Origin of the sequence: Haladaptatus sp. W1, from assembly GCF_001723155.1 — an archaeon.
Classification (GTDB): domain Archaea; phylum Halobacteriota; class Halobacteria; order Halobacteriales; family Haladaptataceae; genus Haladaptatus; species Haladaptatus paucihalophilus.
Genome location: NZ_MEIH01000407.1, coordinates 1 through 16,149, shown reverse-complemented (window position 1 = coordinate 16,149; position 16,149 = coordinate 1). Strand labels below are relative to the sequence as shown.

Here is a 16,149-nt window from a genome sequence, read left to right as displayed (position 1 = left end):
AGTTCTCGGACTTTCACTCGATACGAGGGGTGTTCGTGTTCGCAATGTGAGTCACCGAATCGACCGCCACGTACACCTCATTATCACTTACAGTGGGATTTGGCGATGCGATTCGCAACACCGTGAGCACGTTCTCGATACCGACGAGCAGCAGTGGTTTATCCTGGTGGACATTTACTACTGGACGGGGCGACGAAGATGGATGTCTCGTTATCAACGCAATCATGTCTATTTTGACATAATTTATTGTTGTTTTTTGGCCAATAAAGTATAATAGCTGCCCCCCAGTAGTGTGTTACTGATTAACAATGTCTCGAAGTGGAATCGAGCTCATCAACCGCACCGAAATTTCGGAAGCGCAGCAACTCATCGAGAAAGAAGAATCTCAAGTGCAAGCCGAAGCAGACGCATTTGAGGACTTTCTCGATCGACTCGATAAGATTTCGCCACACCCTTACCAAACCGATGGTGGGGGACTGCAAGGTACCGTTCAATCTCAATCACGAAGTTCACCGACATTGCAGGGGGCCATTCAAACTGCATACCGCGAAACAGTGCTCTCGGTTTCCCACTGGGAAGACGAGTACGGCAAGGAAACCGTTCTCGAGAGTCTCGGAAACGAATTCGGTCCCGAGGTAGCAGCCGGAGTGGCAGGTGGGTCAGCGACGTGGTCACAACTCCTCATGGACCAACTGCAAGACGCCACCAAAGAAGCTCTCGAAAGCCGACAACAAACGTTCCCGTTACTGATAAAAGAGCGGAAACAACTCGAAGAACTTTGTAGTTCGTTGGCTGAAATCGGTACGGAGCTCGCTGCAATCGAACGGGGCGAGTACTCGTTTGCTGAACGAAGTGATCGGCTAACGTCGATACAGGAACGATTGGATGTGCTGACACACGACCAGCAAGCGTACCTGCGACGCCGCAAGAGATCGAATAAGAAACTGTTCACCGTGTATCTGTATGCCGATCTCGACGCTGATTATCCGGGCTTAGCAGCCCTTGCGACGGCCCGCCGGATTCTAGACCGTATCGAGCTTCGCCATTGGGCTGGACTGACCCATTAACGGAGAGATATTTTAATTTCGCGTCGGGTTTCTGGAGAGCTGAGCCGCTCATCGATAGTCGTGAACTCCTAACGGAGGTCGTTCGGCAGGGCAGTCTCCCTGACTAGCAATGGTAGTGTCGATGTACCCAATACATCGCTCGTATCTTCGATAGCGTCGCTATTTGGTCATGTCGGAGTTCAGCCGCCTCACCAAGGTGTCTGCTCACTCGGTCTCGACAGACGTGCTACACACTCGACACATATCCGATTGCCAGCTCACGGTCGTAACCACTGGCTGTTCTTTTTCGCACCGTGGGCAGTATACTTTCTCTTTGAGCACGTTAATTGCTCTTTGAAGTCGAACATGATAAGCTCTTTTTCACCAACAAGATATATCAGAATTGTGATTAAGTCTGCCAATTTTTCTACTATCTTCTTTGAATCATTATCTTAGACAGAAAATAGCTGAGGATGTATTACTTCATTAGGAGATAATATAGTTGGTGTTCACCGTGATATTTTGAATTAAACCTGTCATATAAATATGTACTTGATTATTTTATATTCCTACGATGTAGATAATACATTCCAAATCGCGCTGAAAATTCTCCTGCGTCTTGTCACCCGTCGATTCTCTCGGTCCATTCTGAGTTCTGAGATTCACCGATATAACGGTCACGATGCAGTTCCACAGTAGCCACGTCGGATTCGATGGGGTCGGTTTGCTGTTTACGTCCTCGTTCGGTGGGCCTTCGACTGTCGTCCCAATACCGGCAGTAGCTAAGTCTCAATTTTCCCATGTGAACCGACTGAAACAGACGACTTTCCATCCACACCGTCCTTCTTCGTTTCGAGAGTGTACCACAGCGTGTCTCGCACTTATTGGGTGGAGAGCCGTCGCTACTGACGTTCGTATCTCGGCGGGAAGCAATGACGTGGTTGAGTGGATCAGGAGTGATGGCGCCAGACCCGGGGACTGTTCAAGCCCGCTTTGCAACCACGCAACGTTAGAACCCTACTCGACGTTCGGTAAATGCTTTGTGGTAGTCTTAGAAAATAAGAAATTATCTAGTGAGATTATTATCCTCCTATTACTGGGGTAGAGGACAGCGGGTACTAGTAAGAGAAGCACATCGAATGCAAATCTATACTGGTTCGACTCGGTGCGATCTATACCGTACTTACCTCTAAAACAGCCGTCTGTTCGATTCGTTAGCCGAGATGTTGGGGGTCGACTCTCTCACCGTCTCGGTAGACGACTGCACCGTCTTCGATGTTGAAGTGAGTGATCTCCCCCGTGATGGTGTAACTGTCCTTCCACGGGCCGACCGCGCCGTTAACCGTCGATCCGGAGACCGTATCCCAAGCATCTTTCGAGGCACCCATCGCATTGCTTTTTTCGACGCTACCATCGACGGCGAAGTCGTATTCTGTCGTTCGATTCGTCGCGGTTCCGTCGATGGTGATCGTCGTCGGCGTCGTAGAGGTCGACCCGGTGAGACGGGAGTCGATCCAATTGAGGAGAGAATCCGTGTCGTGGTGCGGGGCCGTCGTATCCCCGCCGAGTTCGAACGTGGGGGTGAACGAAACGCCGACGGTACCGGCGACGTCGGCCGTTCGCTCGACTGCGCTGTCGTAGTCCCCATCTTTCGCGTTACCGATGATTTCGGAACGGTCGCCGACGCCTGCAGAGTCGAGATGGTTCCGCATCTCCCCGTACGTAACCGTTCCCGAGACGAGCTCGTCGAACATCGTTTCGAGGAAGTCCCAGTACTCGGCCGGTCGCTCGTTCCACGCACTCAGTGCGACTTCAGAAATCCGCGGGTCGCTGCTGGAGATATAGTAGGTCGACGAACCGTGGGACGACGTTCCCGGCGGCTGATAGGCAAGCGCGCGGAACTCGACGTTGAGCTGTCCCGTGGTGACGTACTCGTCGATAACGTCCTTGAGGTTGTTGTTGACGAAATTCTGTGTGTACGGGCACTTGAAGTTGCCAAAGACGGTCGCCGTCTGGTTGTCTGCATCCGTTCCCATCGTCGCGTACGTGAGGTCGTCCGTATCGTCCGGAACCGGCACCCCGCCGACGGATGGTGTTGCGTTCGCGGTTCCGACCACCCCGAGCCCGAGTGTCGCCGCAGATACTGATTTCATGAACGTGCGTCGCGTTGAGGTCTGTCGCGCCATCGAGTTACTCCAATGATGGGGGGAGTAAAATGGTGGAAGATCGTTCAAATGTTCATCTCGATTCCGCCGATTCCCGAACTGTTTCAAAGCTGTGGAAGTCAATAAACCGAAGCATATTCCGCCGGTATTTTTCGGCAATATCCTGAAATACCATCCATAAAATAATAGCATAAACTAGTTAGAGAGTATAAATTTAGTTTTTATTGTACAATACTGTTTACAGCTACTAAAAATACCAATCTTTACATCTTGTTCCGTTTATCCATCACTGATTCGAATTTGGGTTCTCTCGGCATGTGACACAGTAACGAATCAAGATGGGCCTTCGGTCGCCTTTGAGGAATTACACCGATACTTCCTACCAGGACCTCCGAGCCAGACTTAAAAGTGGACCTCTTCAGCACTATCACCTCAACCCCTCCTCGTCACTGTGTGTGACTTTTTACCAATCGCTTGGTGGGTGACTCATAGCGTTCAGTAAACCAGGATTGGCTGTTTCGGAGTGTACTTGTCGAGGTGGTCTTCGAGGTGATGGAAATAATGAAAGAATTTGCGAAATTATTCCCTAGTGACTATATGTGGGTGAGTGGTCAATCGAATGGGATGACAAAAAGACACACGATAGGACGGCGAAGGTTTCTCAGCGTCGGTGGGTCGCTCATACTGACGTCTGGCCTATCATCGGTGGGTGGGGCACAGTCTGATAGCCGCGATACGACGTCGGCGAACGTATTGGCGCAGATCGGACGATACGAGACGGGTGTGTATAATGACGATGCTGCAGAGATTCCCACGTACGATGCTAAAACGGAGCGTGCGTTCGTCGTGGACGCAAACGAAAGTAGTGTCGATGTTCTCGACATTTCCGATCCGTCGACACCGACACTTATCGACTCAATCCGGACTGAAGATGCATGGAAAAAGGTCGGTCCTGTAAACAGTGCCGCTGCTCGCGATGGTCTGCTTGCGGTCGCTGTCGCCGCCGACCCGGAGACGCAACCTGGTCGAATTCTCTTTTATAACACCAGCGACCTCTCTCTTCTGCGTACGATACCAGTCGGTCGGCTTCCAGACATGGTGACGTTCACCCCTGATGGTACGACAGTGCTCGCGGCCTGTGAGGGTGAACCCAACGACTCGTACAGTCGCGATCCACGGAGTTCGATCAGCATCATCGACGTTTCCCGCGGAGTCCACAACGCGACCGTCACCACAGCAGGATTCCGCAAATTCGACTCGGAAAAGGGGATACTTCGCAAGGAAGGAGTCCAAATCTATGGACCGAACGCATCTGTTTCCCAAGACCTCGAACCGGAATACATCGCGGTTTCTCCCGATTCGAAGACGGGGTACGTTACCCTTCAAGAAAACAATGCGCTCGCCATCGTGGACATTCCTCGTGCGTGTGTCCGTTCAGTCGTCCCACTGGGTTACAAGGATTTCTCACTCCCAGAAAACGCACTCGACGCGATAGACGACAGCACGATCGATATCGAAACCCAGCCGCTATATGGAATGTACCAACCGGACTCCATCGCCGCTTACTCCGTGGGTGGTGAGACGTATCTCGTCACCGCCAACGAGGGTGACCCTCGTGACTATGATGGGTTCTCTGAAGTGGGCCTTTTGGTCGAGGAGAATGGAGCGTTCGGCGTCGACACAGATGACGATGGACGTATCGACGTACCTGTCGACGAAACAAAATTTAGTCAAAATGCGCTTTCGTCACTAACGGGGCTGGAGGTGACGACCGAGCGCGGTGATGTCGATGCCGATGGGACGCTTGAAGAACTGTACATCTTCGGCGGTCGCTCGTTTGCGATTTGGAAACCAACATGCGACACAGTCGACCTTGTGTTCGAAAGCGGTACGATGATTGAAAGTACTATCGCCGCTCTCATCGAGGACGGGACGTTTCCCAAAGCAGCGTTCAACACCGATGATGATTCCATCGAACTGGATGCCGAAAGTCCGATGTCTGGGCCGAAACCCGAAGGTATCGCGGTTGGAACTGTCGATGATGTCGAATACGCGTTCGTCGGCTTAGAAGAGATAAGCGGTGTGATGGTGTTCGACATCTCACGTCCCGAGGCTCCCGAATTCGTTCAGTACGAGAATAACCGAATTTTCGACCCCGCCGAATTGGGTCTTACCGGTCCAGATCCCGACCTCAACGAAGCGCTCGAGAGTGGTCGACTTGATGCTGGTGCGGCCGGCGACCTAGCACCCGAGGGACTGTTGTTCGTTTCTGCAGAGGACAGTCCCACGGATGCCCCGCTTCTAATCGTCGCAAATGAGATCAGCGGGACGACGACCATCTACGAACTGACTGGGACGTAACTCGGGTTTTGACCGCCCCTAAAATTCGTGTTTTCAGGCGTCGAATTCGGGTTAAGATGCACTAGACGCACCAGTCCGAGTTCGATATCGGTATCACATAACTAGAACCATGCGGAACCATTAACCTCTATCAAAATAACCACTGGAGTGATGAATATTAACGGCCGTGTTACCGATGGTGACGGTGAGTGCCAACAGTCCGTCGCGTACATCGTCGCCGAAGACGGCGAGAAATCACTGCAGTCGCATGAATGGGAGACGATGGCGTCGAGACCGGAGTTGCTTTCGCTCGACGATATTACGGAGACCGATTTGGACGCGTACGACGTTCTGTGGTGGCACAGCGAGAAACCACTCGATGACGGAACCGAAGCGTCCGAAGAGATACGGTCGTTCGTCGAATCCGGAGGGGGGCTTCTCCTGAGTCACGGTGCCGTCCTCGCCGCCGTATCCCTGGGCATCGAAACGCAGCGTCCCGATGTCGTTCGTCGACGGTCGATGGATTCCGGGGGATTTTTGATACGAACTCTCTACGAAGACCATCCCATCTTTGAGGGATTCGATGAACCGGAACTCCTCACGACGTCCCGGTCGGAGGAACTCGTCGTTCAGTACGAAAAGCGCTCGCCGTACGACGGCGACGTACTGGCCGCGAGTGTCGAATCCGAACGGCGGCACCCCGCTCGGAAATCGCTCCTCCATTGGCAGGTCGGTGCGGGACGCGTCATGGGTATCGGACACGGACTACACGCGTCTGCGGACGAGGACCCGCATTCGTCTTCCCGTCTACGGTTGCTCGAAAACGCACTGTCATATCTTGCGGGTGATGGAGACGTACCGCCGACGTTGGGGCGTCCGAAAGGCGAAGCGGAGTTCGAGGCGATGCGTGAGGTCGTACGGGACCCCCGCCACCGACCAGCGTATCATTTTACTCCGCCAGCGAACTGGCTCAACGACCCGAACGGCCTCGTTCAGTGGAACGGTCGCTATCACTTGTTCTATCAGTACAATCCGGCAGGCCCGTTCCACGGGTCGATACACTGGGGACATGCGGTCAGCGACGACCTCGTTCATTGGACGGACGAACCGCTCGCCCTCACACCGACACCGGAGGGCCCGGATGAACACGGCTGTTGGTCAGGATGCTTTATCGATGACGACGGAACTCCTCGGCTGTTGTACACCGGTGGGCAACACAAGGACCAACTACCGTGTCTGGCGACCGCGGAGGATGACGGTCTTCGCTCGTGGGAGAAAGAGCCATCAAATCCGATCATCAAATCCGTTCCACAGTCGGTCGATATCCTCTCTACCGTCGACTGGAGCGCGGAGTTTCGTGACCACTGTGTCTACAACGTCGACGACACGTGGTACCAACTCATCGGGTCGGGAGTCGAAGACGAAGGTGGAACGGCGCTTCTATTCAAATCTCGGGACCTCCAAGATTGGGAGTTTTGCTATCCACTCCTCGTCGGCGATTGGCGGGAAACGGGACCGGTATGGGAGTGTCCGGAACTCCTTCGATTCGACGAAGGGGCCCTCCTGCACGTTTCCGATTATCGAAACGTCGTCTACTTCACTGGGGAGTATGACGAGACAGAACATCGGTTCGAACCGACGCATCGTGGAATACTCGATTACGGCTCCTTCTATGCGCCACAGTCCTTCGAGGACGACCGGGGACGGACCATCTCGTTCGGGTGGGTGAAAGAAGACAGAGACAGCGAGGAACGGTGGGACGCTGGCTGGTCGGGCCTGATGTCGCTCCCCCGGGTCGTTACGATGACGGACAAGCAGCATCCTCGCATCACGGTAGCGGAAGAAATCACGCAACTGCGTGACGTATGTCACCGATACGAAGATATCCGAATTACACCGTCCGAAACGGGATATCTGGAGGAGATATCGGGTGACACGTTGGAGGTCGAACTCACCGTCGATGCACGGGACGTCCACGAGTTCGGTATCGTCCTTCGGCAATCACCAGACGATACCGAGCGAACCGTCGTTCGCTGTAACGTCCCGCGCCGATTGCTCACCGTCGACCGAAGCGATTCGAGCACCAATCCGAACACCAACGACGCTTCACAGACGATGCCGATTCAACGTGCGGAGGATGGGACGATTCGTTTACACGTCTTTCTCGACCGCTCCGTGCTCGAAGTCTTCGCGAACGATGCGCAGTGTCTCACCAGTCGCATCTATCCGACACGGTCGGACAGTGTCAACGTGGACCTCTTTGCAACGCGGAAAGACGTGGTCGTCGACTCACTCGAGGTTTGGGAGCTGGATCCAACGACGCCCTGACGAAGCACGGGTTCTTTTTCGACCAGTCGCAGATTTGTCAACAATTCCAGATTAAAGATTAATCACTGTAGTTAAGAAACGTTCAAGTAGTAGGGTGAAAGACAATGATGTTAATGGGTAGCATATCGATACATCAGGTGCGGAAAGAATACGACGGTGACGCAGGAGCGGTCACCGCTGTCGACGATGTCAGTCTCGAGGTGAGCGATGGAGAATTTCTGACCATCGTCGGACCATCTGGATCGGGAAAGTCGACGCTGCTCAGAATGATCGCCGGATTGGAGGACATCACCGGCGGCAGTATTCAGATCGGTGAGACGGTGATCAACGACGTCCCGCCGCAGCATCGAGGCGTCGCGATGGTGTTCCAGAATTACGCGCTGTACCCGCACATGAGCGTGCGGAAGAACATGTCCTATGGTCTCAAATTGACGACCGACCTCGGTAGCGACGAAATCCGTCGGCGCGTCGAGGAGACGGCGGAGATGATGGGCATCGAAGACCACCTCGATAAGAAGCCCAACAATCTCTCCGGGGGACAACAACAGCGCGTCGCGACCGGACGAGCAATCGTCCGTCAACCCGAAGTGTTCCTCTTCGACGAACCGCTGTCGAATCTCGATGCGAAACTGCGACTCCACATGCGAACGGAGCTTCAGCGGATTCAGAACGAACTCGAAACCACGTCCGTCTACGTTACCCACGACCAGACGGAGGCGATGACGATGTCCGACCGTATCGTTATCCTCCGAGATGGAACGATTCAGCAGGTCGGAACGCCCGAGGAAGTGTACGCGAGACCGACGAACCGATTCGTCGCAGATTTCATCGGCTCGCCATCGATGAACTTCTTCGACGTTTCACTCCAAGGAACGACGCTCGTCGCCCCGAGCTTCGAGTATGACATCTCATCGGAGTGGGCACAACAGATCCGCGAGAACGGAACGAGCGACGAGTTCGTCCTCGGCATTCGCCCCGAACACATCGAAGCGACGACGGACCAGTCGGCTCCGATTCGAGCGCGACTCGACGTCCTCGAACACGAAGGGAGCGATAACTACCTGTATCTCTCGCAGGGGGACGACGAATGGACGGTCCGCGTCGACGGAAACGTCCGATACGACAGCGGAACGACGGTCGCTCTCGACCTCCCGGCGGAACACATCCACGTGTTCGATAAACGCACCGGTGAGAATCTATTGCTCCGTGAGCGGCCGCTTCAAGAACGACCAGACTCGTCGGCACCCGCATGAGCGAGATGGTCGACAGGACTCCACCGGCCGCCGCGGGTGGAATCTGCAGAACCGTGTGACGAACACTCGACTACGAACCGAAAACGGAAATCGATACAATGACGCAGAACGACGCTAACACGACCGAATCGAACGGAAACCGAATCTCTCGCCGCCACGCTATCGGGACGGGCGGTGCAGTGTTGACGACCGCCCTCGCGGGGTGTAGCGGACTCACCGGCGGTGGCGGGTCGGATTCGGATAACTCGGGGAAATCCGGTGATGTCAACGTGGATTACTGGATGTACTTCGGGGCGCAGGAAAAGAAGGAGATGACGGAACTGGTCAACGAATTCAACAAAAAGGACAACGGTATCCACATCAATGCGCAAAGCGTTCCGTTCGGCAGTTTCCTCAACAAGCTGTTTACCGCCGTCAACTCCGGGAATGCACCACACATTGCCAGTTACTACGCTTCGTACGGTCGGCATCTCAAACCGATTACGGACCCCATCGACGATTACCTCTCGTCGAAGTCGAAGAGCGCATACTTCGATATCGCACGCGAGAACACCAAGATAGACGGGAACACCTACGCCCTTCCCATCGACGTTCACGGCAAGGGGCTGTACACGAACGACAAAGTCCTCGAGAAAGCGGGTGTCGACCCGGACTTTTCCGATTGGGATTCCTTCTCGAACGCTGCGAACACTATCAAGAAGAAAACTGACGCCCGTCCCTTCTCGTTCATCAACTGGAAAGCAGGGCAAGCGGCGTACCGTGCATACATCATCGCACTCACGCAAGCGGGCGGTAACGTCCTCACCGGTGAGCCGGGGGACTACAAAGTCGCATTCGACAACAAGAAAGGGATGGAAACGGCCCAGCTCATGAACGATATCACCGGGAGACTCGGCTGGGACTCCCAGAAGTTCCAGAGCGAATCCGCGCGCGTGGAGGATTTCGTCTCGGGCAAACTCGGCATGTTCATCGCCGGAACGTGGTCGGTCAACAACTTCGAGAACGAGAACGGCGAGATTCCGTCCGATCTCTCCTTTACGTTCCAGAAACCGTTCATGTTCCCCGGAGAGGGCGACGACGTCGCGTGGGCCGAGTCGAATTCGCTGTACTTCCCGACGAACTCGAATCACACCGAGGAAGAGAAGAAAGCGGCCGTCGAGTTCGCGGAATTCGCGACCCAAAACAACACCCTGTGGGCATCCGCTGGCGGTCACCTCCCGGCCGCGAAATCCGTGGCGACCTCGAAGAAAGTCAAGAACACGAAGCTCTGGACGGAGTTCGACACCATCTCGACCATGTACGAGATGGTAAAGGACAAACAGGTTCGGTACCAGCCACGGACCGGTATTCACATCAACAGCGACAAGTTCTGGGGCCCGTTCATCGACATGTATCTTCACAATACGTCCGTGAAGAAGGGTGTGAAAAACAGCGCGACATCGCTCCAGCAAGCCTTAGATCGGCAGTAGGTGGTTCATCATGAGTAACGTCGATACATCTACAACCGCGGGGCGATTCGGGTCCATCCGAGAGCAGGTCGGAAGTCAGTCGACACGCCAACTGCTCGCTGGCCTCCTGTTTGCGACCCCGTACTTGCTGTTGTTCAGCGTCTTTCTGCTGTACCCGCTGCTGAAGGGGCTTTACATGAGCCTCTTCGAGTGGAACTTCCTCGAGCCGTCGCAGTCGACGTTCGTCGGGGCGGCGAACTACGCTCGCTTGTTGAACGACCCGATGTTCTGGAACGCATTCTGGAACACCATTCAGTTCGTCGCGATGACCGTTCCGCTCATCCTCGTCGTGAGTATGGTGCTCGCACTGGGGCTGAACAAGGAACTGAAGGGGAGTCGTGTCCTCCAGTTTATCTACTTCAGCCCGTACGTGCTCACCGTTTCGGTCGTCGGCATCATCTGGCTCCAAATGTTCGCACAGAACGGCATCGGGACGCTGTTGCTCGGCTGGCTCTTCGACGGGTCACCGCTGAACTCGAAGTTCTGGGCGATGCCCATCATCGTCGTCACGACCGTCTGGTGGCAATCCGGGTTCTACTTCGCCGTGTTGCTCGCGGCGCGGCAGAACGTTCCCTCTCGACTCTACGAAGCGGCGCGTCTCGACGGCGCCGGGCCATGGCGTATGTTCTGGGACATCACGCTTCCGCATATGAAAAACGCCGTCCTGTTCGTGCTGGTCGCATCGACAATCTTCCAGTTCCAGATCTTCGGCCAGCCGTACATCATGACCAAGGGCGGTCCGGCCGGAAGCACACAGACCCTCGTCTTGTACCTCTATCAACTCGGATTCGAAACGCGCGACCTCGGCTTCGGCGCAGCGGTGGGATACACGCTGTTGGCTATCCTGGTCGGCGTCTCGATTCTGAACTACGTCATCGTGGGGACGAACAATGAGTAATACAGATACCACCGTCGACGAATCACAGGCCGAATATTTCGACAGCGAACGGCTCTACCGCATCGGGTTGTACGTCGTCATGTACGGGCTGGCTGCATTGTTCTTCATCCCGTACTGGCGAATGTTCCAGCTATCGGTGACGCCGATGAAGTTCATCTCGCAGGGTGGATTCCACCTGGTCCCGCCGGAGATCACGTTCGCGATTTGGAAGCGATACCTCATCGAAGAGCCCATCATCTACCAGTGGGCGTTCAACACGCTGTTGATCTCCTCGATTACGACGTTCATCGTGTTGGTCGTCGACTCGATGATCGCCTACTCCATCACGCGGTTGGAGTGGCCCGGGCGAAGCATCGTGCTGGGCGTCATCATGGCCAGCTTCATGATCCCCGGATACGTGAACATCATTCCGCTCTACACGTTGATCAACGACCTCGGGCTCATCAACTCGTACTGGGCCATCATCCTGCCGTTCGCGGCCGGACCGCTCGGCGTGTTCCTGCTCGTGCAGTTCTTCCGCGATATCCCGAAGGAACTGGAGGAAGCGGCGCGTCTCGACGGATTCTCGTCGGTGCGTATCTATACGCACATGATCCTTCCGCTATCGACGCCCATCCTGACCGCGCTGGGGCTGTTCGTGTTCATCTGGAGTTGGAATCAGTTCCTCTGGCCGCTCATCGTTCTGAACGACGATGCGCTCTTCACGCTCCCCATCGGCGTCGTCACGCTCCGCTCGGTTAACGCACTCTCGCCGAACCTCATCATGACGTCGCTCGCGCTTGCCTCGATGCCGTTGTTCATCGTCTTCCTCCTGTTCCAGGATAAACTCATCTCGAGCGTCCAGATGCAAGCGGGGACGGGATAACACATGGCCGAAACGACGGACCAAATCGCGTTTCGCAGCGCGCTCACGGCGGTGCCGAGCTTCGTCTACGGCAACGCACTTCGATTGGTCGTCCTGAGCGTCGCGTGGGTCGTTTGTCTGCTTCCGGTCATTACGGTCGGACCTGCGACGCTGCTTGCGTATGCGGCCGTTCAGGACCTGCGGTCGGAGCGGAACGCGGTGGATGTCTCACGCTTGGGGTCGGTTCTCCGACGGAACGGCGTTGCGAGCGTCGTCTTCAGCGGCGTTCCGGTGGTCTTCGGCGGTATCTCGGTCCTCTACGGAATTCCGGCGCTCTCGCGGGGCATGCTGCTCGGCGAAATCATCGCGCTCATCGCCGGGTACATCGCGATGTATTCCGCGTTGGTGCTGGTTCCAACGTTCAGTGCCATGGCGAGGGGCGTCTCTCCGGTGAGTGCGCTTCGGTATGGGATTCGGTGGGTTGCTTCCCACCCGACTGCCGTGCTCTCGATGGCGCTTCTCACGGTTGTCACCTTCGTCGTGACCGCGTTGCTCATGGTCGCGTTCCCCCTCCTGTTCGCTGGAATCGCCTTCTCGTTGCACGTCATCGTCACCGACGAGTTCGACACATACACGGACGAAAACAGGCAGGCTTCGGGACTGGCGGCCGTGTAAGTACCCACCCTCCGTCTTCACTGTCCGTTCGGTATCGTATCGACCGGGACGAGACGTGCGCTGGTGAGAAGATTATCGTGTGCTTGTGTGATATTCCACCGATTTACGTGATGTAACTGGGAATAAATATATTATTTTGCAAAATTTTATTTGAAAATATTTCAGCGCGTGATGCATCTCGAAACTGCCTTTAGGATGTGGTAATATTGTAGACGCATGGACGATCAGGTCGAGGCGGAAGACACGGTTCTCCAGGAGACGCTCGAGGAGAACATCGGGATGTCTCAGTACGAGGCCAGTGTGTACCTCGCTCTTATCCGCGGCGGAAAACAGTCGATGACGGAGATATCGGAGTCGAGCGGCGTCCCGAAACAGCGAGTCTACGACACCGTCAGTGACCTTCGGAACGAGGGATTCGTCGAGGTCATCGACGATTATCCGCGGAAAGCCTACGCCATCGACCCGTCCGAAGCGCTCTCGCCCATCAAGCAACAGATAACGCGAACGGAGGAGCGACTCGACGAACTACACGAAGCGGTCGAGGAAGTCGAGGGCGGTGTCGCACTGTTCAAGAGCGAACCGACCATCAAGAAATACATACGAAAGGTGATCGAATCGGCTGAGGATAGCCTCTTTCTCCTTCTCCCGCGGAAACACCTGGATACATTTCGGGACGACCTGACGGCTCTGCCCTCCGACGTCCATTCTCGTCTCATCGTTTCCGACCTGACGGAAGAGGATGTCGACGGCGACGATATCTACCTCGATGAGTCACTCTCGGCCCTTGCAGACGACATTCACGGGGTCACCTCTAACGAACCGCTCATGGTGAGTGCGGATCGGGAACGTGCATTCTACTGGACTCACGGCTCGAAACGGAAGATGACGTCCGAAATGCAGGGATTCTACATCACGAACCCGGAGCTCGGATTCCTTTTTGATAGGTTTCTCTCCGATTCTATCTGGCCGCTCGCTCGCCCGGTGAACCCGACGAACGACCCCGATTGGCCCACGTTTCCGAAGGAATACATCCGACTCAAGGACTGTCTTTCCGACCTCAAACGTGTGACACGAGAACGGGCGCTCGAGTCCTTCGAGGTGGAATTCGAGGGCTACGATACCGGAACCGGTGAAGCGGTGACGAAGCGTGGAACGGTCGCCGGGTATTATTTTACCGAATTCGACATCAGAGCGACGCTCAAAGTCGAACTCGACCCGGAGTACGATTCCGGCACAGCTGACGTTGTTACCGTCGGCGGGTGGAAAGCGACGTACGAAGACTACCAAGCACGCCGTCTCACCGTGTGGGAAAAAAGCGGGAAAGACCATCCCGCCACCATCGACGACGAAACGGAACGTCACCTCCGACGGTGTCGAGAAGAGATTCCCGAGGAGTTCGGCGACGGTCGAATCGCACTCGGGATGGATGCGTTCGTCGACCGAATGCGTGAATTCGTCGAGGAACGGAACGGGTCCCGTGATTACGAATCGATGCGAAAGTTCGGCGACCTGAAGGAACTACTCATCGAATTCGAAGCGAGCGACAGCGTGCCGGTCATCGAGTGGGTACCCACCGAAACGATTCCCGGTGGACACACGGTCCATCTCGGGCAAGTTTTCGACGACTTCGGGTACGACCTCACCGTCTTTGGAACGTTCGGCGACCCGATACATTCCGTGTTCGAAGACGTGTTCTCGACCCACGATGTCCTCAGTGCAGGCGAGCCGACCTTCGCCGATTACATCCTGTTCGAAGATGGGAAGCTCATCCTCCGCGAGCCGAACTTCGACCAAGTGGATTGGGACACGGTGATAGAGGAAATCGGTATCGAGACGCTCGCGGAATCCGTCGACGGGACGACCGTCCTCGGTTTCGGGTCGTGGTCGAACATTCCGTCGCTTCCGTCCGTTTGGGATGGATTTCGGGATGAGATTTGGCCGCTCCTCGAAAACCCACCGAACTCGGTCGTCATCTCGCCCGCGGACATCCAGCAGATGTCACCGGATTTCGTCAAAGATGGGCTCCAGTCCCTCCGCGCCCTCGACGACGTCGTTCCCGTGACGGTTACGACGAACCGGACACAAGCAAAGCGTCTTCTCACGGTCCTCAACGAGGAAAGGACGGACAGTTCGCTTTCGAACACGGCCATGACCCTCCGTAACGAAATCGGTGTTTCCAAATTCGTGGTCCACACGCTTCTCGAAGCGGCACTCGCCCGAGAATCCGGCATCGTGACCGCACGAGCACCGAGACCGGACCCCGAACAGGTCACGAACTCCGATGCTCACTTCGATACGGGGCTGACGCTCGGCCATGCAGAGGGGCTGTCCGACGGGACGTCACTCATCCTCGCGAATACTGTCGCGGGGTGTTTCATGCGCGAGGGAGTTCCCCCAACCGAGGAATCCATCCGTCATCTCCTCGACCAATACGATACCCTGTTCGAGGCTTAATCGCCCCGCATCACGATGCATTTCGTCACCTCACGATTTGGTATCTACGCGGAGAAGTCGTAGAAACCGGGTTCTGGTAGGGATGTTTGGGCCGCATGACGACGGCGACTACGTCGAAAAATGGCCGTCTTCAGTCTTGGGATACCTAAAGGCCCTCCCAAGAAGCCCGGTACCCTAACAGACATAGTTGGTATCAACAGTGGGATTCTCAAGTGCGCTCTCACCGCGACAGTAAGAGTATTGTATGCCAACGCGTAGCATGAATATGCACGCTCCACTCGACGAGATATCGTTTCTCGCACGCTCGGAGCATCGCGTCGGCGTACTCGACGCACTGAGCGAACGAGCGTGTGAGCGGACCGACCTGTTGGCTGCGACCGGTGCTTCTTCGCCGACCATGGGGCGGATACTCTCTGACTTCGAAGACCGTCGCTGGATTATGCGAGACGGGCGAACCTACGAACTGACGCCACTTGGTGAGTTCGTTGCAGATCAGTTTATGACCCTCTGTGAGGCAATGACGACGGAACAAAAGCTACGCGAGGTCTGGCAATGGCTCCCACGCGAGATGGAAGGATTTTCGATTGAGCTGTTCACCGACCCGGTAATCTCCTATCCCGGACCGGGCTATCCGTATC

The 16,149-nt window shown here is 55.4% G+C and carries 11 protein-coding genes; 10 read left to right on the top strand and 1 reads right to left on the bottom strand.

The features are described 5' to 3' along the window. The first annotated feature begins 308 nt into the window (after positions 1–308). A complete protein-coding gene (locus tag BG842_RS25880) occupies positions 309–1,067 on the top strand; it encodes a hypothetical protein (protein WP_069453034.1) in 759 nt (252 codons plus the stop codon). 1,193 nt (positions 1,068–2,260) lie between these two features. On the opposite strand, the gene BG842_RS25875 is transcribed toward BG842_RS25880, so the two are convergent. Beyond that, entirely contained in the window at positions 2,261–3,199 is a 939-nt protein-coding gene (locus tag BG842_RS25875; RefSeq protein WP_254663493.1) for a thioredoxin domain-containing protein, read from the bottom strand. Between the two features lie 549 nt (positions 3,200–3,748). On the opposite strand from BG842_RS25875, the gene BG842_RS25870 reads away from it, so the two are divergent. The 9 genes from BG842_RS25870 to BG842_RS25830 form a co-directional block, all read left to right on the top strand. Continuing rightward, entirely contained in the window at positions 3,749–5,572 is a 1,824-nt protein-coding gene (locus BG842_RS25870; protein ID WP_254663492.1) for a choice-of-anchor I family protein, read from the top strand. Positions 5,573–5,722: 150 nt separating this feature from the next. Continuing rightward, the gene (locus BG842_RS25865; RefSeq protein ID WP_069453033.1) at positions 5,723–7,879 is read left to right on the top strand and encodes a GH32 C-terminal domain-containing protein; all 2,157 of its coding nucleotides are present in this window, start codon (positions 5,723–5,725) and stop codon (positions 7,877–7,879) included. Positions 7,880–7,992: 113 nt separating this feature from the next. Further along, positions 7,993–9,132: an ABC transporter ATP-binding protein gene (locus tag BG842_RS25860; protein ID WP_069453032.1), complete on the top strand. Its 1,140-nt coding sequence runs from the start codon at positions 7,993–7,995 to the stop codon at positions 9,130–9,132. 98 nt (positions 9,133–9,230) lie between these two features. Further along, a complete protein-coding gene (locus tag BG842_RS25855; RefSeq protein ID WP_069453031.1) occupies positions 9,231–10,601 on the top strand; it encodes an extracellular solute-binding protein in 1,371 nt (456 codons plus the stop codon). A gap of 10 nt (positions 10,602–10,611) precedes the next feature. Continuing rightward, positions 10,612–11,538, top strand: a complete 927-nt coding sequence (locus tag BG842_RS25850; protein WP_069453030.1) for a carbohydrate ABC transporter permease — start codon at positions 10,612–10,614, stop codon at positions 11,536–11,538. After that, positions 11,531–12,403, top strand: coding sequence for a carbohydrate ABC transporter permease (locus BG842_RS25845; protein WP_007983284.1), 873 nt, complete (start codon positions 11,531–11,533; stop codon positions 12,401–12,403). The genes BG842_RS25850 and BG842_RS25845 overlap by 8 nt, the downstream gene beginning before the upstream one ends. Before the next feature lie 3 nt (positions 12,404–12,406). After that, positions 12,407–13,057, top strand: a complete 651-nt coding sequence (locus BG842_RS25840; protein WP_069453029.1) for a hypothetical protein — start codon at positions 12,407–12,409, stop codon at positions 13,055–13,057. 216 nt (positions 13,058–13,273) lie between these two features. After that, positions 13,274–15,511 carry a TrmB family transcriptional regulator gene (locus BG842_RS25835; RefSeq protein WP_069453028.1) on the top strand — a complete coding sequence of 746 codons (2,238 nt, stop codon included), beginning with the start codon at positions 13,274–13,276 and terminating at the stop codon, positions 15,509–15,511. 265 nt (positions 15,512–15,776) lie between these two features. Continuing rightward, on the top strand, positions 15,777–16,149 hold a 373-nt coding region (locus BG842_RS25830; protein ID WP_394327503.1), incomplete at its 3' end, for a helix-turn-helix transcriptional regulator.

What these genes read in the sequence shown, in the direction of transcription:
- BG842_RS25880 (WP_069453034.1), top strand. Translation starts at nt 309, where the DNA reads ATGTCTCGAAGTGGAATCGAGCTCATCAACCGCACCGAAATTTCGGAA.
- BG842_RS25875 (WP_254663493.1), bottom strand. Translation starts at nt 3,199, where the DNA reads ATGAAATCAGTATCTGCGGCGACACTCGGGCTCGGGGTGGTCGGAACC.
- BG842_RS25865 (WP_069453033.1), top strand. Translation starts at nt 5,723, where the DNA reads ATGAATATTAACGGCCGTGTTACCGATGGTGACGGTGAGTGCCAACAG.
- BG842_RS25860 (WP_069453032.1), top strand. Translation starts at nt 7,993, where the DNA reads ATGGGTAGCATATCGATACATCAGGTGCGGAAAGAATACGACGGTGAC.
- BG842_RS25855 (WP_069453031.1), top strand. Translation starts at nt 9,231, where the DNA reads ATGACGCAGAACGACGCTAACACGACCGAATCGAACGGAAACCGAATC.
- BG842_RS25850 (WP_069453030.1), top strand. Translation starts at nt 10,612, where the DNA reads ATGAGTAACGTCGATACATCTACAACCGCGGGGCGATTCGGGTCCATC.
- BG842_RS25845 (WP_007983284.1), top strand. Translation starts at nt 11,531, where the DNA reads ATGAGTAATACAGATACCACCGTCGACGAATCACAGGCCGAATATTTC.
- BG842_RS25840 (WP_069453029.1), top strand. Translation starts at nt 12,407, where the DNA reads ATGGCCGAAACGACGGACCAAATCGCGTTTCGCAGCGCGCTCACGGCG.
- BG842_RS25835 (WP_069453028.1), top strand. Translation starts at nt 13,274, where the DNA reads ATGGACGATCAGGTCGAGGCGGAAGACACGGTTCTCCAGGAGACGCTC.